This is a genomic window from Zoogloea sp. LCSB751 (assembly GCF_002028455.1).
In the GTDB taxonomy this organism is placed as follows: Bacteria; Pseudomonadota; Gammaproteobacteria; order Burkholderiales; family Rhodocyclaceae; genus Zoogloea.
Genome location: NZ_MWUM01000022.1, coordinates 73,754 through 91,598, shown reverse-complemented (window position 1 = coordinate 91,598; position 17,845 = coordinate 73,754). Strand labels below are relative to the sequence as shown.

Sequence of the window (17,845 nt, the reverse complement as noted above, 5' to 3'; positions counted from 1 at the left end):
TTCTTGCTTTGAGACGAGGATCACGACGCGTTTTTTGCGGGCGCTGTCGGAGATGCGCCAGTCCATGCCGAACTCGGCGGCGATGGGGGCGAACTTGTCGCGCAGGGTGTCGATGCCGAAGGGCAGGGAGTCGGCCAGGATCTCCTGGCGCATGAAGAAGCGCAGGGCTTCCGGATCGGCGTGGTGGCTGGCCTCGGTGATCCAGCCGTGGTTCTTGGCAAGAAAGGCGCTGACGGCGGCGACGATGCCGACCTTGTCAGGGCAGGACAGGGACAGGGTGTAACGTCGGGTGGGGGTGCTCATGGGCGGTTTTCCTTTTGCTCGGCCTCTGGCGGGCCATCGGGGGCTGCATCTAGCGGCGCCGTGGGGGCGAATGAATTCGCCCCCACGGAGATACCCGGGCTCAGCCCTTGGCGGTGCGCTTGGTCTTGTCCGGGTCGTCGAAGGGCAGCGTGTGGGTGGTCGCGCTGCATTCGAAGCTGGCGCCGCGCAGCTGCAGCTTGCGGCCGGCGACGGCGTAGGCCGGGTCGAGGCGGACGATGGCCATCGAACGCTCCACCAGTCGCGAGTACATGCCACAGGTGACGAAGCCCACCTTGGTGTCACCGTCGTACAGGGCATCGCCGGCCTGGGCGGCCTGCTTGCTGGCCAGTTCGATGCCGAAGATCTTGAAGCGCTCCTTGCCCTGCAGCCGGTAGTGCTCGGCGGCGCCGCGGAATTCCTTCTTGCCCGGCGACACGGTGAAGTCCAGGCCCAGTTCCCACAGGCTGTCGCCGATCGGCTCGCCGTCCATCGGGTACATGTCGGAGTTGTCGTAGGGGTAGAACAGCAGGTAGCTCTCCACGCGCAGCCAGTCGAGGGCAGTGAAGGAGCAGGGCATGATGCCCATTTCCTTGCCTTCGGCGACGATGGTGTCCCAGATCAGCGGGGCGTCCGCGGCCTTGCAGAAGATCTCGTAGCCGCGCTCGCCGGTGTAGCCGGTGCGCGACAGCATCACCGGACGGCCGAAGAGGGTCGTCTGCATGTGGTGGAAGTAGGGCAGCTCGCGGATGCCCGGCACGTGTTTGGCGAGAAAATCGACGGCCACCGGCCCTTGCAGGGACAGGTCGTGGAGGTCGTCGTCGAACAGCACCACCACGTTGCGGCCGACCGCTGCGCGGGTGAGGATCTCGTGGCCGGCGCCGGAACCGTGCACCACCATGAAGGCGTTGGGGCCGTTGCGGTAGATCACGCAGTCGTCGATGAACTTGCCGGCCTCGTTGAGCATGCAGGCATAGACTGACTTGCCCGGGTAGAGCTTGCTGACGTTGCGGGTGGTGGCGAAGTTGATCAGCGCCTCGGCGTGGGGGCCGATGATGTGCATCTTCTTGAGCCCGGACACATCCATCAGGCCGGCACGGGTGCGAATCGCCTCGTGCTCGTCGGCCAGATCGGTCCGGTAGGTCCAGGCGGTACCCATGCCGTTCCAGTCTTCGAGGCTGGAACCGAGGGCGCGGTGGCGGTCAGCGAGGACCGAGAGTCTCCATGAACTCATCTGCAACTCCTAGTCGAAAAGGGGATGAAGCTTGAGTTCATTAGGCCAGCCGGGCCGGCGCGCGGAAATACTACTCTGGTACTACTTCAAGGCTGAGCTCAGGACGGCCGGCCTTCCTCCTGGCGCAGTTCGCGCAGCCACACGGCGGCTTCGAAGCGGTTGCGCAGGTTGAGCTTCTGTAGCACGTGCTTTACATGAACCTTCACGGTGCTCTCGGCGATGCCCAGCGAGCGGGCGACGATCTTGTTCGACGCGCCCTTGGAAACCAGTTCCAGCGTTTCCTGCTCCCGTGCGGTGAGGGAGGCCCAGCCGGCGTCGATGCTCTCGCGGCTAGGCGGCTGGGGTTTGGCGAGAATGCTGCCCACCTCGGCCGACAGCACGGTGCCGCCGGCCGCCACCTGGCGCAGCTTCAGGCAGAACTCGTCGGGCTCCATATCCTTCAGCAGATAGCCGCTGGCGCCGGCCTTGAGCGCTTCCATCACGTCGAAGCTGGAGTCGGACACGGTCAGCATCACCAGCCGGGTGGCGGAGCCGGCGGTTTTCAGCGCGCGGACCACCGAGATGCCGTCGAGGCCCTTCATGTGCAGATCCACCAGAGCCACGTCGGGCTGGTGGGTCAGGACGGCCTCGATACCTTCGGCGCCGGACGCGGCTTCGGCGACCACGTGGAGGTCGCCGTACATCGAGAGCAGCTGGCCGATGCCCTTGCGGAAGAGGGCGTGGTCGTCCACGACCACCAGGCGGATCGGCGCCGTATCGTCAGTGGGGCTGTGCATGGGCGTTGTCCCTGTCGGTTGCGAATGGGGGGGATGTGGGCGATGGGGCGGCCCGGGGGCGGAAGCGCAGCTCCACGCGGGTGCCGCGACCGCCGGTGCCGGGCTTGAGGGCCAGGCTGCCGGCCAGTTGGCGGGCTCGGTCATGCATGATCGAGACGCCGTGATGGCCTTCGCCGCCGCTGTCGGCCGGAATGCCGCGGCCGTCGTCGTCCACCTGCACGACCACTTCGCCGGCTTCGCAGTCCACGCGGATCAGTGCATGCTCGGCGCGGGCGTGGCGGATCACGTTGGTCAGCGCTTCGCGGACGATCTGCAGCAGGTGGAATTCCTCGTTGACCGACAGCAGCGTGTCGCCGAGCCGATAGTCGAGGCCGATCTCGGTGCCGGCGCGGGCCGACAGCTCCTCCACCACTTCGCGGATGCCCTGCTGCAGGCCGCCGGGCGGCATGCTGGTGCGGAAGGCCGACAGCAGTTCGCGTAGATCGCGGTAGGCACTGTCGAGGCCGGTCTTGATGTCGCCGGAGATCTCCTGGACCCTGCCGCCCGGCGCGCAGCCGCCGCAACTGCGCCCGATCTCCAGGTGCAGGCGGGCAATCTGCAGCTTCATGTAGGACAAGGCCTGGGCCAGGGAGTCGTGCAGCTCACCGGCGATCGCGTTGCGTTCGTCCATCACGGCCAGCCGGCGGCGGCGCTGGTTGCGCTGCAGGCTGCCGAGGGACAGGGCGAACAGGCTGGCCACCGCATCCACCAGCCGGCTGTGGCGGCTTTCGAAGAGCACGTCGCTGCGCGCCTCCACCACCAGGACGCCATAGATCCCGTCGGCGTCGCGTACCGGCACCGCCAGTTCGATCAGCTCGCCATCGGGCTTGCTGACCTGGCGGCGCAGACCGCCCTTGCGGGCGAGCGTTTCCGCATCGAACTCATCGAGCAGCGCGGCGACCCGCGGTGCGCCCAGGCGGGTCGGTACGCCGAGGCTCTCGGCGAGGGGCGTGAGGACGCCCAGCGAGCAGCTGCGGGCGCGCAGGCAGTCGGCCATGTCCTCGAGCAAGGCGCTCAGCCACTGGGCACTGGCGTTGTTCTCGGCCAGACAGGTACAGGCCCGGTAGATGAACTCCAGCGAGCGGGTGGCGAAGCGCTCTTGCTCACGGGCGTGGCGGGACAGGCGTTCGCTGTCGGCCAGGCGACAGGCCAGTTGGGCCGATATGCCATCCAGCGCGCGTACGAGCCGGTCGATTTCGTCGCTGCCGCCGACCGGCCCATCTGCACCGCCCGTGTGCGCGGCCAGGCGGGCTAGCGCACAGTCGGTGCGTTGCGCCAGGGTCCGGTAGGCAAGCCGCAGGGTGATCAGGCAGCCGGTCACGAAGGCCAGCGCCAACACGATCTCCATCAGCTGGATGCCTGCCAGACGGCTGGCCGCCAGGCTGCCGGGGGCCAGGCGGGCGGCCTCCTCCAGGCGGCCAGCGGCCCCGGCGGTGAGGAACAAGGCCGCGCACAGGCTGGCGAGACAGCTCAGCATGAGGCTCAGGCGGGACAGGAGCGGGTAGCGTTTCAGCACGGAAGCTTCGTTGGCAATGGCTCATCGGTGGATGCGCTGTTCTCTCTAAGCAACTTTTGCGCCTTGTGGGAAACGGAGGCCGTATGTGTGCTGTCGGTGCCTTGCGGTACGGGATGGAGTGAATCCTGCTTGATGCGGACGCCGCCCTGTGTGGGCGCGGACCTCACGCCCTCGGACTCCAACCATGACCCTCTATCTATTTGCGACGCTGCTGGTTTCGGTGCTGGCCGTCATCGTCTGCGGCGATGCCGGTCGCCATGCCCCGGTCCTCACCATGCTGCCGCTGATCCCCGGGTTGGCATGGACGGCGCTGTGTTTCGGCGGCCGGCGCCTCGCCGCCGCCCGGCCCAACGGCCCGGCGCTGGCGGACCCTTCCCTCAGCCAGTTCGCCCAGCACAGCGGCCAGCCGGCGGTGCTCGCCGAAAGCGGGCGCATTGCCCACGCCAACCGGGCGCTCCTCAAGGCCCTCGGCCTCGAGGAGCGCGGCGACGAACTGATCGGCATGCCCCTCGACAACATCGTCCATCCCCAGCACCACGGTCGCCTGGCCGAACTGCTGGGGGCGGACACTCCGGCCTGCGATGGCGTGATCACCCTGCTGCGGGCCGACGGTGTGTCCTGGCCGGCACGGGTCAGCCTGTTCCGCGCCGACCGCTCGCCAATGGCGCTGCTGCATTTCTCCCTGCCCGAGGACGATGGCGCCGGTGCGGACCGCCATTGGGGCAATCGCTTCGTCCACGGCGCCGGGGAGATCCTGTTTGCGCTGGATGCCCAGCTGCATGTGGCCTATCTGAATTCCCGCTGGGAGCGGAGTACCGGCCGACCGGCGGCGGACAGTCTGGGCGCGCCATTCCTGCAACTCTTCCCGGTGGAAGATCGGGCCGCGCTGACCAAGGGGCTGCGTCAGTTGCAGGCCGGCGAACGGGATGGACTGACCCTTGAAGTCCGTCTGCTCGCGGCCCGTACATCCGGACCGCGCTGGGTGGAATTGCGTGCCTGGCCGGTGGAACTGCCGGCCGGCGGTGAGGCCGGCATCGCCGGCATGCTCCTCGACATCGACCAGCGGCGGCGCGGCGAGGAAGCCCTGCGCGCCCAGCGGCGCAGCCTGCACACCATGCTCGACAACCTGCCGGGGATGATCTATCGCGGGCAGAACGACAAGGAGTGGACGATGGAGTTCGTCAGCGAGGGCTGTTTCGAGCTGACCGGCTACACGCCGCTGGAACTGGTGGACAACCGCTCCGCCAGCTTTGCCGATCTGATCCACCCCGAGGATCGGGACTTCGTCTGGAACTACGTGCAGATGCGCCTGGCCCGGCGGGAGCGCTACGAGCTCAGCTACCGCATCGTCGACCGGGACGGCCAGACCCGCTGGGTGTGGGAGCAGGGGCGCGGCATTCACTCCAGCCGCGGCGAGTTCCTCGGCCTGGAGGGTTTCATCACCGACGTCAGCAGCAGCCGCGAAGCCCAGGAGGAAGCCCGCCGCCGTCTGTTCTTCGACAACGCCACCGGCCTGCTCGGCTTCAGCCTGTTCCTCGACCGCCTGCAGCACGTGTTTGTCCATTCGACCATCGCCGGCTACCCCTTCATGGTCGTACATCTGGCGATCCTGTCCCTGGAGCGGATTGCCGCCGAGCACGGCCCGGCGATGGCCGAGCGGGTTCTGGTGGAAAGCGGCAAGCGCCTGCGCGTCCTGCACAGCGACTGCAACTGCGTGACCCGCCACGGCAGCGGCTTCGCCGTGCTGATCTCCGACTTCCGGCCGGCGGTGCTGGCGTGGGCGGGGGCATTGCCGGAGGCACCGGCATCGCCGCAGGGGCGCGCGCGCCTGACCGCCACCCTGGTCGAACTGCTCGCGCATCCGCTGCGCATAGACGGCCACGCCATCGGCCTCGACGTGGGCGTCGGCGAAGCGCCTGCCCAGGCCGCCTGCGCCGACGCCCAGGCCATGCTGATCGAGGCCGCCCGGCGGGCCCAGGCCCCCGTGTAAGACCGCTGTTTACGCCTTGTTTATATATGCCGCGGGTAAAAATGACGATTAAACAAGGCTTTGTCGTTTGTTGTCTTTATACGTGCGACAAACCGGGCCATGTAGCGTCTCCTCCACAAAACCTGGCCCGCCATCCATCCGCCAAACCCCCGCAAAGACTGTAAAACACTGCAATTCCAGGCCTTCCGGCACCTCCGCAAGCCATTGGCACAAGACCTGCTAAATCAGGGCAAACCCCCTTATTTCGACAGATCATGAACGCCACGCACGATTCGCCGATTGCTCCGGTCGCCGTCAAGCCGAAACCCTACATCCACGGGGTGATCCTGTTCGCCTTCTGTCTCGGCTTCGGTCTGGTGATGGCGCTGACCAACGATGTCACCCTCGACGACATCGCCGCCCGCGCCCTCGAGGACAAGCAGAACTCCCTCAGCCAGGTTCTGCCCGACAACATCCACGACAACAACCCGGTCCTCGACACCCTCACCGTCAGGAACGAAGAGGGCAAGGAGATCACCGTCTATCGCGCCCGCAAGGACAAGCAGGTGACCGGCGTGGCCTACGAGATCTTCGGCACCGGCTACGCCGGTGAGATCCGCCTGATGATGGGCATCGATGCCGGCGGCAAGCTGCTCGGCGTGCGCGTGCTGGCCCACAAGGAAACCCCGGGCCTGGGCGACAAGATCGAGGTGAAGAAGGGCCCGTGGATCGAGCGCTTCACCGGCCTCTCGCTGGGCAATCCGTCCATCGAGCGCTGGAAGGTCAAGAAGGATGGTGGGGATTTCGACCAGTTCGCCGGCGCGACGATCACGCCGCGCGGCGTGGTGGCCGCCATACGGCGCGGGCAGGAGTTCTATGCCGCGAACAAGGACACGCTGACCGGGAGCAATTGAAATGTCGAACGCCGAAAACTCGAACCAGTATTCCACCATCGTCAAGGATGGCCTGTGGGACAACAACGGGGTCTTCAGCATGCTGCTCGGCATGTGCCCGACGATGGCCATGACGACCAGCGCCACCAACGGCTTCGGCATGGGGCTCGCCACCGCCGTCGTGATGGCCGCCTCGAGCTACCTGGTGGCGGTGTTTCGCAACCAGATCACCACCGAAGTGCGGATCCCGGTCTACATCCTGATCGTGGCCGCCATGGTGACCCTCGTCGATCTGGCGATGAACGCCTGGATGCACGAGCTCTACAAGGTGCTCGGCCTGTTCATCCCGCTGATCGTCTCCAACTGTCTGCCGCTGGCCCGGCTGGAGGCCTTCGCCGCCAAGCAGCCCGCGTTCCCGGCATTGCTCGACGGCCTGTTCATGGGCCTCGGCTTCACCATCGCGCTGACCGTGATCGGCGCGGTGCGGGAAATCATCGGCTCCGGCACGCTGTTCGCCGACGCCTCGCTGCTGCTCGGCAACTCCTTCAAGGTCATCGAGATGCGCCTGCTGCCCGCCGACATGGGCGTGCTGATGATGATCCTGCCGCCGGGCGGCTTCATCGTCACCGGCCTGCTGGTGGTGGTCAAGCGCGTGCTCGACCTGCGGGCCGGCAAGGAAATTCAGATGGCCGGCGCCCACGCGGTCTGAGTCGCTACAGCGCCAAGCATTCATCCCGATCATGAACGCCACCCGCGAGATCGTCAGCATGAGCCAGGACTCCAGCACCTCCATGGTGGAGGGCATCGCCCGCGTCGTCCGCGTCGAGCCGGGCTGGGCCTGGCTCGAGCCGGAGCAGACCACCAGCTGTGGCAGCTGCGCCTCCAGCGCCAGTTGCGGGAGCCACGGCGCGGCCGGTATCGGCTCGGTCGCCAGCCGCCTCCAGTCCCGCCGCTTCCGCCTCGACAACCCGCCGGGGCCCGGCGAGCTGCGCGAGGGCGAGCGGATCGTGGTCGGCGTCCACAACAGCACGCTGCTGAAGGCCGCCGCGTTGGCTTACGGCTTTCCGCTGGTGGCGGCCCTGGGTGGTGGCGCGTTTGCGCAGTCGGCTTATGAAAGCGATCCGCTGTCCATGCTCGGCATGGCCGCGGGCCTGGCCTTCGGGCTGCTCGTGGCGCGCATCGGCGCCCACCGTCTGGCCGTGCGCGGCGAGGCGACCCCCCGTTTTCTGCGTCGGGCCCGCCCCGATGAAACCTGCAAATAGACTTGGGACAAGACCATGAAAGAATTTGCCATGATCATGATCAGCGCGGCGCTGGTCAATAACGTGATCCTCGCCCGCTTCCTCGGGCTGTGCTCCTTCATGGGGGTGACCACGCGCATCGACACCGCCGCGGGGATGGGCTTCGCGACAACCTTCGTGATCACCGTCTCGTCGATGGCCGACTGGGCCGTGCAGACCTACCTGCTCGACGCCTACGGGCTGGGTTTCCTGCGCACCGTGACCTTCATCCTGGTGATCGCCTCGGCGGTGCAATTCACCGAGATGACGATCAAGAAGGTCTCGCCCGAGCTGTTCCAGATGCTCGGCATCTACCTGCCGCTGATCACCACCAACTGTGCGGTGCTGGGCGTCGCCCTGCTGCTGGTTGAAGGCCACATGAGCTTCATCAACGCGACCCTGTTCGCCTTCGCGTCGTCCCTCGGCTACAGCCTGGTGATGGTGATCTTCGCCGGCCTGCGCGAGCGCCTGGCGCTGGTCCAGGTGCCGCGCCTGTTCGCCGGCCCGCCGATCGCCTTCATCGTGGCCGGGATGCTGGCCATGGCTTTCATGGGGTTCTCGGGCATCGCCGCGAGCTAATCAGAAACCAGAAACGAGGACGATCATCATGTTGGTATCAGTCGGAAGTCTTTCCTTGATGGGTCTCGCCCTGGGCAGCATGCTCGGTGCAGCGTCGCGCTACCTGGCGGTCGAGGAGAACCCGCTCGAAGCCGAGATCCAGGCCATGCTGCCGGGTTCCCAGTGCGGCCAGTGCGGCTACGTGGGCTGTGCCCAGGCCGCCGCTGCGCTGGCCAAGGGCGAGGCGCAGGTCACCCTGTGTCCGCCGGGCGGCAAGGCGACGGCCGAAGCCCTGGCGGCCAAGCTGGGTATCAAGGTGGACCTTTCCGCGGTGGTGGATTCCGGCCCGCAGATCGCCGACGTGACCGAGGAGATCTGCATCGGTTGCAGCCGCTGCCTGAAGGTCTGCCCGACCGACGCCATCATCGGTGCCGCCAAGCAGGTGCACAACGTGATCCGCGAGGCCTGCACGGGCTGCTCGTCGTGCGTCAATGTGTGCCCCACCGAGGCGCTGAGCCTGATGCCCATTCCGGTGACCCTGCAGCACTGGGTCTGGCCGCAACCCGCTTCTTCCGCCAGCTGAGTACGCCATCATGGGATTCCTCGACCGCTTCTTCAAAGAGCCCAGCTGGGGCGTACACCCGGATGACCACAAGCGTCCGGCCGCCGATGTCCCCCTGCGCATCCTGCCGACGCCCGAGCGCGTCTACATGCCGCTGAGCCAGCACGTCGGCGGTGCCGCGCGCCCCATTGTGGTGGTCGGTCAGCAGGTGCTCAAGGGCCAGCTGCTGGCGGATGCCCAGGGCAACATTTCGGCGCCGATCCATGCGCCGGTATCGGGCACCGTGTTCGCCATCGGCGACGTGACCGCGCCGCACGCCTCGGGCCTGCCCTTCCGCGCCATCACCATCGAGTCCGACGGCCAGGACCGCTGGATCGACACCGAGCAGGTTGCCGATCCTTTCGCACTGGCCCCGGAAGAGATCGCCCGCAAGGCGGCCGCGGCCGGCGTCGTCGGCTTGGGCGGCGCGACCTTCCCGTCGGCGGTCAAGTTCGCACTCGGCAAGCGCCTCAAGGTGGAAACCCTGATCGTCAACGGCGGCGAGTGCGAGCCCTACCTGTCCAGCGACGACCGCATCATGCGCGACTTCGCCGACCAGGTCGTCGATGGCGTCCGCCTCGTCATGCATGCCATCGGCGCCAAAGAGGCGCTGGTCGGCATCGAGGACAACAAGCCGGAGGCCATCGCCGCGATGCGCAAGGCCGCCGCGTCCTTCTCCGAAGTGAAGATCTGCCCGGTGCCGACCCGCTACCCGATGGGCTCCGACAAGCAGCTGATCCAGACCCTTACCGGCAAGGAAGTGCCGTCCAACGCCCGCGCGGCGGAAGTCGGCGTGCTGGTCCACAACGTATCCACCTGCGCCGCCGTGCATAAGGCGGTGCGCCTCGGCCAGCCGCTGGTGGAGCGCATCGTCACCCTCAACGGTGGGGCGATCGCCACGCCGGGCAACATCTACGCGCCGCTCGGCACGCTGGTCGCCGACCTGCTGGCCTTCGTCGGCCTGAAGGGCGACCCGGCCCGCCTGATCCTCGGCGGACCGATGATGGGCACGCCGCTGGCCCACGACCGCATCCCGCTGGTCAAGGGCGCCTCCGGCATCCTGGCCTTCAACGCCGCCGAAGCGGCCACGCCGGAAGCCGGCCCGTGCATCCGCTGCGGCACCTGTGCCGACGCCTGCCCGATGGGCCTGCTGCCGATGGAGATGGCGGCGCACATCCGCGTCGAGGACTTCGAGGGGGCGGAGGGCTATGCCCTCGGCGACTGCATCTCCTGCGGTTGCTGCGCTTATGTGTGTCCGTCGCACATCCCGCTGGTGCAGTACTTCAGCTACGCCAAGGGCGAGCTGATGGCCGCCGAGCGCGTCAAGCTGCGCACCGATGCCACCAAGCGCCTGGCCGAAGCCCGCAGCGCGCGCATCGAACGGGAGAAACAGGAAAAGGCCGAAGCCGCCGCGCGCCGCAAGGCCGAGAAGGATGCCGCTGCGGCGGCCAAGGCGGCCGCAGCCAAGGCGCCGGCCAAGGATAGCGGTCAGGCTCAAGGAGAAACGGTATGAACGAGAACCTCGGCAGTCCGGTCGCCGCACCGTACACCACCACCTCCAACAATCCCGGCCGCATCATGGCGACCGTGATGGTCGCGCTGGCCCCGTCCACGCTGTATGGCTTCTGGCTGTACGGCTGGCCGTCGATCTACCTGTGGCTGATCACCATCGCCTCGGCGATGCTCGGCGAAGCCTTCTTCCTGCGTGCCATGGACCGCCAGGCCAGCAAGGCGCTCACCGACGGCTCGGCGATCCTCACCGGCTGGCTGCTGGCGGTGTCCCTGCCGCCGTGGGCGCCCTGGTGGATCGGCGCCTTCGGCGGCCTGTTCGGCATCGTCCTCGGCAAGCACGCCTTCGGCGGCCTCGGCCAGAACCTCTTCAACCCGGCGATGGTGGCCCGCGTTGCGCTGCTGATCTCCTTCCCCGTGCAGATGACCTCCTGGGTCGGCGCCGCGCCGCTCTTCGCCGAGGGCTCGCCGGGCCCGCTGGATGGGCTGGTGATTCTCTTCAAGGGTATCCCGGCGGCTTTCGACGCGATGACCAGCGCCACCACGCTGGGCTTCTCGAAGACCGAAATGTCCCGTGGCGTCGATCTGCTGCAGTCGGCGGCCCACGCCCCGGCCCTGTCGATGATCGGCGAGCGCGCCGGCAGCATGGGCGAGACGGCGGCCTGGCTGATCATCGCCGGCGGCCTGATGCTGATCATCAAGCGCATCATCAGCTGGCACATTCCGGTGGCCATGCTGCTCGGTGTCGCACTGCCCGCCGTTGCGCTGAACGCCTACGATCCGGCCCATTTCCTCGACGCCCAGACCCATCTGATGTCCGGTGGCGTGATGCTCGGTGCCTTCTTCATCGCCACCGACTACGTCACCTCGCCCAATTCGCCGGCGGGCCGCTTCGTGTTCGGTTTCGGCTGTGGCCTGCTGACCTACGTAATCCGCACCTGGGCCGGCTATCCGGAAGGGGTGGCTTTCGCGGTGATGCTGATGAACGCGCTGACGCCGATCATCGACAACCACTTCCGCCCCCGCATCTACGGCCGCAACCGCAAGGGGCTGCCGCTGCAGGTTGCGGACTGAGTCAGCCATGCCGGGCTTCCTCCGAACACCATGAGGATTCCGGCCGTCGCCCTTCCGTCCAGCCCGCAGCCCACCCGGCTGCGGGTTGTTTTCTTGGGGGCCGGGCTGGCTGCGGCATGGATGGCCCTGCTGTACGCCTTCGTCCTGTTACCGCTGCAGACTGGCTCCGGTATGGCCGACACGCCTTATTTCCTGCCCGCCGTGCTGATGCTGGCGGTCGCGCTGACCGTCGGGCACACCACGGTCAGCCTGCGCCGCCACACCGAAATCGCCGAGCGCAAGTCGCTGCTCAGCAAGACGCTCTACGAGTTCTCGCGGGAGCTGTCCGGCGCGTTGACGGCCGCCGACGTGGCCGAGACCACCTTCGCCTTCCTGGCCAGCGCCGTAGGGGCGCGCAATGCCCGGCTGATCCCGCCCGCGGAATTCGCCACGCCGCCATTCCCGGTGCTCGCCAACCGCCTCGAGGCCTGCGTCGAGCAGGCGCGGCTGAACTGGGAGCCGCTGCCGGACGGTGCGCAGCACGCCCTCCTGCCGCTCGCCGCGGCCAGCGGCACCCAGGGGGTGCTGGCCTTCGAGGCGATGCCGGCGGTGGTGTCGCATCCGGAGTTCGTCGAATACATCGAGACCGTCGCGTCCCTCGTCGCGGTGGCGCTGGAGCGCTCGCGCTTCGCCGAGATGGCGCGGGAGACCGAGGTGCGGCACGCCTCCGAGGTGTTGCGCAGCTCCATCCTCGGCGCCCTGTCCCACGACCTGCGCACGCCGCTGGCGGCGCTGGTCAGCATGGCCGACACGGCGGCCCTCGGCAAAGCCTCGCCGGAGCGCCAGAAGCGCCTGCTCGAAGCGATCAGCAAGCAGGCCATGACGATCTGCCAGCAGATGATGAACCTCCTCGACATGGCCAAGCTGAGCTCCGGCAGCGTCGAGCTGAACCGCGCCTGGCAGCCGGTGGACGAAGTGGTCGGCGTGGTGCTGACGCAGATCCGCGGCCAGTGGCGCGACCGGGAGATCAGCGTCGACCTGCCGCGCAACCTGCCGCCGGTGTGCATCGACGCGGTGCTGATCGAGCGGGTACTGTGGAATCTGCTGGAGAACGCCATCAAGTACGCGCCGGCCGACGCGCCGATCGAGCTGGCCGTGCGCCCGCTTGGTGACAGGCTGGAGATCAGCGTCAGCGATTCCGGCCCCGGCCTGCCGGATGGCGACGCCAGCCGCCTGTTCAACCTCTTCCAGCGCGGCCGGCAGGAGTCCGACGTGGCTGGCGTCGGTCTTGGGCTGGCCATCTCGCGCAGCATCGTCGAGGCCCACGAGGGCGAGATCGGCGCGGCCAACCGCCTCGGCGGCGGGGCGTGCTTCCACTTCACGCTGCCGATCGGCAACCCGCCGGACCTGCTGGCCCTGGGGTGACGGCGATGAGCGACGGCAAGACCATCCTGCTGGTGGAGGACGAGCGCCAGATGCGCGAGGCGGTGGCCACCGCGCTGGAGTGCGAGGGTTTCGCCGTCTGCGAGGCGGCCAGTGCCAGCCAGGCGGCGGTGGAGGCGGCCGCGCGGCGCCCGGACGTGGTGATCCTCGACCTGGGCTTGCCGGACCGGGACGGCATCGACTTCATCCGCGACTACCGGGCCTGGTCGCCGATCCCGATCCTCGTGCTGTCGGCGCGCACCCAGGAGAAGAGCAAGGTCGACGCCCTCGACGCCGGTGCCGAGGACTACCTCACCAAGCCCTTCGGCATCGCCGAGCTGCTGGCCCGCGTGCGTGTGCTGCTGCGCCGCGGCCAGGCCATGCCCGCTGCGCCGGAACCGAAGATCCGTTTCGGCGATTACGAGATCAACTGCGTGACACGGGTCGTCGAACGGGCCGGCGAGGCCCTGCATCTGACCCAGATCGAATACCGCCTGCTGGTCTTCCTGGCCGCCAATCCGGGGCGGGTGATGACCCACCAACACCTGCTGACCCACATCTGGGGCGCCCAGGCTGCCGACAACCACCAGTACCTGCGGGTCTATGTCGGCCACCTCAGACAGAAGATCGAAACCAGCCCGGCCTGCCCGCGCCATATCCTGACCGAGATCGGCGTCGGTTACCGTTTCGAGCCCTGAACGCCGCCGCGTGACACATCCGTCACGGATCGGGGCGGATCCTTGCGCTTCCTGTCGCGACTTGTGCAGGCCCTTTTTCTACAATAGCGCGACATTCAGTGTGCCTAATCCGGTTTGACGCGTGCATCCCTCCATGGCTGTCGAGATGAAGATAATTATTGTTGCTGTGGGATGCCTCCTGCTGTGCGGCCAGCCAGCGCTCGCGGAGAACGGGCATCTCGAACGGATCAAGGCGGCCGGTGAGGTTCGGGTCTGCATCTGGCCCGACTACTACGGCATCTCCTATCGCAACCCCAAAACCCAGGCCCTCGACGGCATCGACGTGGATATGGCCCGGGCGCTCGGCCAGGAACTGGGCGTGCGGGTGAATTTCATCGACAGCTCCTTCGCCCGGCTGATCGACGACATCACGCAGGACCGCTGCGACATCGCCATGTTCGCCATCGGCGTGACGCCCTCGCGGGCCGACAAGCTGCGCTTCACACAGCCGCACCTGGTCAGTGATATCTACGCCATCACCACCCGGAGCAACCGGCGCATCAAGAGCTGGGACGACATCGACAAGCCGGGCGTGGTCGTCGCCGTCGCCAAGGGCACCCTGCACGAGCCGATCATGCGCGACAAGCTTCGCCACGCCACCCTGCTGGTCACCGACACCACCCAGGGCCGTGAGCAGGAAGTCGAATCGGGGCGTGCCGACGTATTCATGACGGACTTCCCGTTCAGCCGCCGGATGCTCGAAACCACCGACTGGGCGCGCCTGGTGGCCCCGACGTCCACTTATCACCTGACGCCCTACGCTTATGCGATGCAGAAGGGGGACGACCGCTGGTACGCATGGGTGCAGCAGTTCCTCGGTCGGGTCAAGCAGAATGGCCAATTGATGGCTGCGATCAAGCGCCACCGGCTCGAACCCATTGCCATTCGCGGGTCGTCAGGCGACTAGTTTTCCTCCCTTCATGTCAGCCCAGGCCGGCCTCAGCCGGCGTTCCATCTTTTTCCTGGTTGTACTGCTGGTGCTCTTCAGCGCCTGCAGTGCCACGGCCTATGGCCTGTGGCGGCTGCGGGCCGAGCGTGTCGATCGCCAGCTGGAGGCCGCTGCCATGACGGCCCGGGCGTTTGAAAACCATCTGACCCAGAGCCTGAACGTCATCGACAGCAGCCTCGTGTCCCTGGCGGCCGAGGGGGCGGAGCGGGCCAGCCTGCCCCAGGTGCTGCGGCATGCGCCCTACCTGCGTTCCGTGGCGGTGCTGGATGCGCAGGACCGGATCTGGCGCAGTACCGATCACCGTAACCTGCACATCCAGTTATCCCGATCCGATTTCCGGCCGGCGGCCCCCCGCCCGCTCGAGGTGCTGCGCGCTGGCCACATCGTCAGCGGACGGGACTTCTACGAGGCCGGTCCGATGGGATCGAGCGCGCCGGTCGTCAGCTTCATTCCGGTCGCCCGTGATGTCCGCCTGGACGACGCGCGCTGGCTGACGGTCGTGGCATCGGTGAACACGGATTACTTCCTGAATTTCTACAGCGCCCACATCAGTCCGGAACAGGGTGTGGTCGAGTTGCGCGACTACGACGGCCGCCTGCTGCTGAGTACCGACGACAAGGAGGTGCCCGGCAGCCTGCGTCCCGATGACGATCTGACGAGCCGTCTTGCCGAGACGGAAGTGGGGCAGTTCGAGGAGCGCGATACCGACAGCAGGGTCATGCTCACGGCTTATCGCGCCTCCCGGGCCTATCCCTTTGTGCTCAGCGTGCGCCTCGACAAGGGACAGGCCCTGGCGGTCTGGCAGCAGGAGGCCAAGCGTACAGGGGCCATCGTTGCCGTGGCGCTGCTGGCCGCCCTGGCGCTGGCGGGCCTCTATTTCATGCGCTTCGAGCGCCTGGCCCGGGAGCGGGAGTCGGAGCGGGCGCGGCTGCGCATTGCCGCCATCGCCTTCGAGTCCCAGGAGGGTATGGTCGTCACCAATGCGGATGTCGAAGTGCTCCAGGTCAACAAGGCCTTTACCGCCATTACCGGCTTCCGGGCCGAAGACGTCATCGGCCAGTACATGAATTTCATGAAGTCGGGAATGCACGATGCCGACTTCTATGCGGCCATCCGGGGGAGTCTGGCGAGCTTGGGTGCCTGGTCGGGGGAGATTCTCAACAAGCATCGGGACGGTTCGATCCATCCGCATTTCCTGACCATCACGGCAGTGCGCGGCGATGATGGCCAAGCTACTCACTATGTGGGGACGCTGACCGACATCACCGAGCGCAAGAGTGCCGAGATCGACCTGCGCATCGCGGCCATTGCCTTCGAGTCCCAGGAGGGCATGTTCATCGCCGACGCGGACCGCATCATCCTGAAGGTCAACCGTGCCTTTACCGAGATCACCGGCTACAGCGAAGACGAAGCCATCGGGCAGACGCCACACCTGCTCCACTCAGGCCGCCACGCCCGCGAGTTCTACGCCAACATGTATGCCAGCCTTGAAACGACGGGGGCCTGGCAGGGCGAGATCTGGAACCGGCGCAAAAGCGGCGAGATCTTTCCCGAATGGCTGACGATCACCGTCGTCCGCGACGCAAACGGGCGGGTCAGCCATTACGTGGCGGCGCTCACCGACATCACCCTGCGCAAGGAGGCGGAATACGAGATCAAGAACCTCGCTTTCTACGATCCGCTGACCCGTCTGCCCAATCGCCGTCTCCTGCTCGACCGCCTCAAGCACGCACTGGCCATCCTGGCCCGCAGCCAGCGGCAGGGGGCCCTGCTGTTCATCGATCTGGACAACTTCAAGACGCTCAACGACACCTTCGGCCACGACATGGGCGACCTTCTGCTCCAGCACGTGGCCCAGCGCCTGAGCGGCTGCATCCGCGAGGGCGACACCGTTGCCCGCCTGGGGGGCGACGAGTTCGTGGTGCTGCTCGACGACCTCCGCCCGGGCCGCCAGGACGCCGCCACCCAGGCCCGCATCGTCGCCGACAAGATCCTGAGCAATCTCGACGAACCCTACGACCTGGCCGGCCATGATTACCATTGCACGCCGAGCATCGGCATCACGTTGATTGCCGATTCCGACAGCAGCTGCGACGAACTGATGAAGCGGGCCGACCTGGCGCTGTACGGTGCCAAGGCCGCCGGCCGCAACACCGTGCGCTTCTTCGACCCCGAGATGCAGGAGGCCGTCAGCTCGCGCGCCGCCCTGGAGAAAGACTTGCGTATCGGGCTGCAGCAGGCCCAGTTCCTGCTGCATTACCAACCCCAGGTGAATGAGCAGGGGACCATCATCGGCGCTGAGGCACTGGTCCGCTGGCAACATCCGCAGCTCGGCATGGTGGCACCGGGCAGCTTCATTTCTTTGGCGGAAGAAACCGGTTTGATCCTGCCCCTCGGCCAGTGGGTTCTGGAGACGGCCTGCCGCCAGTTGGCATGCTGGGCCGCCATGCCCGGCCGGGAACACATCGAGATTGCCGTGAATGTCAGTGTCCGGCAGTTCCGCCAGCCGGATTTCGTGGACCAGGTCGAAGAGGTGCTGGCCCGCACGGCTGCCGATCCGCACAAGCTCAAGCTGGAGCTGACCGAGAGCCTGATGCTCAACGACGTGGAAGAAGTCGTCGCCAAGATGGCGGCCTTGCGCAGCCGCGGCATCCGTTTCTCCCTCGACGATTTCGGGACCGGCTATTCTTCCCTGGCCTACCTCAGGCGCCTGCCGCTGGACCAGCTGAAGATCGACAAGGCCTTTGTCGATGACGTGCAGGCCAATTCCAACGATGCGGTGATTGCCCGCAGCATCGTCGCGCTGGCCCGCAACCTGGGCCTGAACGTCATCGCCGAAGGGGTAGAGACGCCGGAGCAGCACCAGTTCCTGGCCCGTCAGGGGTGCCTGGCCTATCAGGGCTATCTCTTCAGCCGGCCCTTGCCCATCGACGAGTTCGAGCGGTTTCTGGATGAGTGGGGCGCGGCCAACATCATTCGCCACCGGGCCTGAGCTCCGCCGCCGGCGGC

15 protein-coding genes and 1 pseudogene are annotated in these 17,845 nt (G+C 67.0%); 12 read left to right on the top strand and 4 right to left on the bottom strand.

What is annotated here, in order from left to right:
- From B4920_RS20170 to B4920_RS20155, 4 genes and pseudogenes are all read right to left on the bottom strand, one after another.
- Positions 1–303, bottom strand: a pseudogene (locus B4920_RS20170) (formyltetrahydrofolate deformylase); the annotation flags it as partial.
- 100 nt (positions 304–403) lie between these two features.
- Positions 404–1,534: an aminomethyltransferase family protein gene (locus B4920_RS20165; protein WP_079436477.1), complete on the bottom strand. Its 1,131-nt coding sequence runs from the start codon at positions 1,532–1,534 to the stop codon at positions 404–406.
- 98 nt (positions 1,535–1,632) lie between these two features.
- Positions 1,633–2,310 (bottom strand): response regulator, encoded by a 678-nt coding sequence (locus tag B4920_RS20160; protein WP_079436476.1) that lies wholly within the window; start codon positions 2,308–2,310, stop codon positions 1,633–1,635.
- Positions 2,294–3,865, bottom strand: coding sequence for an ATP-binding protein (locus tag B4920_RS20155; protein ID WP_079436475.1), 1,572 nt, complete (start codon positions 3,863–3,865; stop codon positions 2,294–2,296). The genes B4920_RS20160 and B4920_RS20155 overlap by 17 nt, the downstream gene beginning before the upstream one ends.
- A 184-nt stretch (positions 3,866–4,049) precedes the next feature.
- On the opposite strand from B4920_RS20155, the gene B4920_RS20150 reads away from it, so the two are divergent.
- The 12 genes from B4920_RS20150 to B4920_RS20095 all read left to right on the top strand — a co-directional run bounded on the left by B4920_RS20150 (position 4,050) and on the right by B4920_RS20095 (position 17,828).
- Entirely contained in the window at positions 4,050–5,855 is a 1,806-nt protein-coding gene (locus B4920_RS20150; protein WP_079436474.1) for a PAS domain S-box protein, read from the top strand.
- A gap of 254 nt (positions 5,856–6,109) precedes the next feature.
- The gene (gene rsxG / locus B4920_RS20145; protein ID WP_079436473.1) at positions 6,110–6,748 is read left to right on the top strand and encodes an electron transport complex subunit RsxG; all 639 of its coding nucleotides are present in this window, start codon (positions 6,110–6,112) and stop codon (positions 6,746–6,748) included.
- A gap of 1 nt (position 6,749) precedes the next feature.
- The gene (locus tag B4920_RS20140; protein WP_079436472.1) at positions 6,750–7,436 is read left to right on the top strand and encodes an electron transport complex subunit E; all 687 of its coding nucleotides are present in this window, start codon (positions 6,750–6,752) and stop codon (positions 7,434–7,436) included.
- Positions 7,437–7,467: 31 nt separating this feature from the next.
- Positions 7,468–7,989: a SoxR reducing system RseC family protein gene (locus tag B4920_RS20135; RefSeq protein WP_079436471.1), complete on the top strand. Its 522-nt coding sequence runs from the start codon at positions 7,468–7,470 to the stop codon at positions 7,987–7,989.
- A gap of 15 nt (positions 7,990–8,004) precedes the next feature.
- Entirely contained in the window at positions 8,005–8,586 is a 582-nt protein-coding gene (gene rsxA / locus B4920_RS20130; protein ID WP_079436470.1) for an electron transport complex subunit RsxA, read from the top strand.
- A gap of 28 nt (positions 8,587–8,614) precedes the next feature.
- A complete protein-coding gene (locus B4920_RS20125; protein ID WP_173862686.1) occupies positions 8,615–9,148 on the top strand; it encodes an RnfABCDGE type electron transport complex subunit B in 534 nt (177 codons plus the stop codon).
- A 10-nt stretch (positions 9,149–9,158) separates the two neighbouring features.
- The gene (rsxC, locus tag B4920_RS20120) at positions 9,159–10,679 is read left to right on the top strand and encodes an electron transport complex subunit RsxC (protein WP_079436468.1); all 1,521 of its coding nucleotides are present in this window, start codon (positions 9,159–9,161) and stop codon (positions 10,677–10,679) included.
- Complete coding sequence (locus tag B4920_RS20115) at positions 10,676–11,749, top strand: RnfABCDGE type electron transport complex subunit D (RefSeq protein WP_079436467.1); 1,074 nt, start codon at positions 10,676–10,678, stop codon at positions 11,747–11,749. Before rsxC ends, B4920_RS20115 begins: the two co-directional genes overlap by 4 nt.
- Positions 11,750–11,779: 30 nt before the next feature.
- On the top strand, positions 11,780–13,153 hold the full coding sequence (locus B4920_RS20110) for an ATP-binding protein (RefSeq protein ID WP_079436466.1): 1,374 nt from the start codon (positions 11,780–11,782) through the stop codon (positions 13,151–13,153).
- Positions 13,154–13,158: 5 nt separating this feature from the next.
- Positions 13,159–13,848: a response regulator gene (locus B4920_RS20105; RefSeq protein ID WP_079436465.1), complete on the top strand. Its 690-nt coding sequence runs from the start codon at positions 13,159–13,161 to the stop codon at positions 13,846–13,848.
- A gap of 145 nt (positions 13,849–13,993) precedes the next feature.
- Positions 13,994–14,794: an ABC transporter substrate-binding protein gene (locus B4920_RS20100; protein WP_079436485.1), complete on the top strand. Its 801-nt coding sequence runs from the start codon at positions 13,994–13,996 to the stop codon at positions 14,792–14,794.
- A 13-nt stretch (positions 14,795–14,807) separates the two neighbouring features.
- On the top strand, positions 14,808–17,828 hold the full coding sequence (locus tag B4920_RS20095) for an EAL domain-containing protein (protein ID WP_088179514.1): 3,021 nt from the start codon (positions 14,808–14,810) through the stop codon (positions 17,826–17,828).
- The last annotated feature ends 17 nt before the right edge of the window (positions 17,829–17,845 follow it).

Excerpts from the sequence above, each read along its gene's own strand:
- rsxC (WP_079436468.1), top strand. The coding sequence starts at position 9,159 with ATGGGATTCCTCGACCGCTTCTTCAAAGAGCCCAGCTGGGGCGTACAC.
- B4920_RS20110 (WP_079436466.1), top strand. The coding sequence starts at position 11,780 with ATGAGGATTCCGGCCGTCGCCCTTCCGTCCAGCCCGCAGCCCACCCGG.
- B4920_RS20150 (WP_079436474.1), top strand. The coding sequence starts at position 4,050 with ATGACCCTCTATCTATTTGCGACGCTGCTGGTTTCGGTGCTGGCCGTC.
- B4920_RS20100 (WP_079436485.1), top strand. The coding sequence starts at position 13,994 with ATGAAGATAATTATTGTTGCTGTGGGATGCCTCCTGCTGTGCGGCCAG.
- B4920_RS20140 (WP_079436472.1), top strand. The coding sequence starts at position 6,750 with ATGTCGAACGCCGAAAACTCGAACCAGTATTCCACCATCGTCAAGGAT.
- rsxA (WP_079436470.1), top strand. The coding sequence starts at position 8,005 with ATGAAAGAATTTGCCATGATCATGATCAGCGCGGCGCTGGTCAATAAC.
- B4920_RS20135 (WP_079436471.1), top strand. The coding sequence starts at position 7,468 with ATGAACGCCACCCGCGAGATCGTCAGCATGAGCCAGGACTCCAGCACC.
- B4920_RS20160 (WP_079436476.1), bottom strand. The coding sequence starts at position 2,310 with ATGCACAGCCCCACTGACGATACGGCGCCGATCCGCCTGGTGGTCGTG.
- rsxG (WP_079436473.1), top strand. The coding sequence starts at position 6,110 with ATGAACGCCACGCACGATTCGCCGATTGCTCCGGTCGCCGTCAAGCCG.
- B4920_RS20125 (WP_173862686.1), top strand. The coding sequence starts at position 8,615 with ATGTTGGTATCAGTCGGAAGTCTTTCCTTGATGGGTCTCGCCCTGGGC.
- B4920_RS20115 (WP_079436467.1), top strand. The coding sequence starts at position 10,676 with ATGAACGAGAACCTCGGCAGTCCGGTCGCCGCACCGTACACCACCACC.
- B4920_RS20095 (WP_088179514.1), top strand. The coding sequence starts at position 14,808 with ATGTCAGCCCAGGCCGGCCTCAGCCGGCGTTCCATCTTTTTCCTGGTT.
- B4920_RS20165 (WP_079436477.1), bottom strand. The coding sequence starts at position 1,534 with ATGAGTTCATGGAGACTCTCGGTCCTCGCTGACCGCCACCGCGCCCTC.
- B4920_RS20105 (WP_079436465.1), top strand. The coding sequence starts at position 13,159 with ATGAGCGACGGCAAGACCATCCTGCTGGTGGAGGACGAGCGCCAGATG.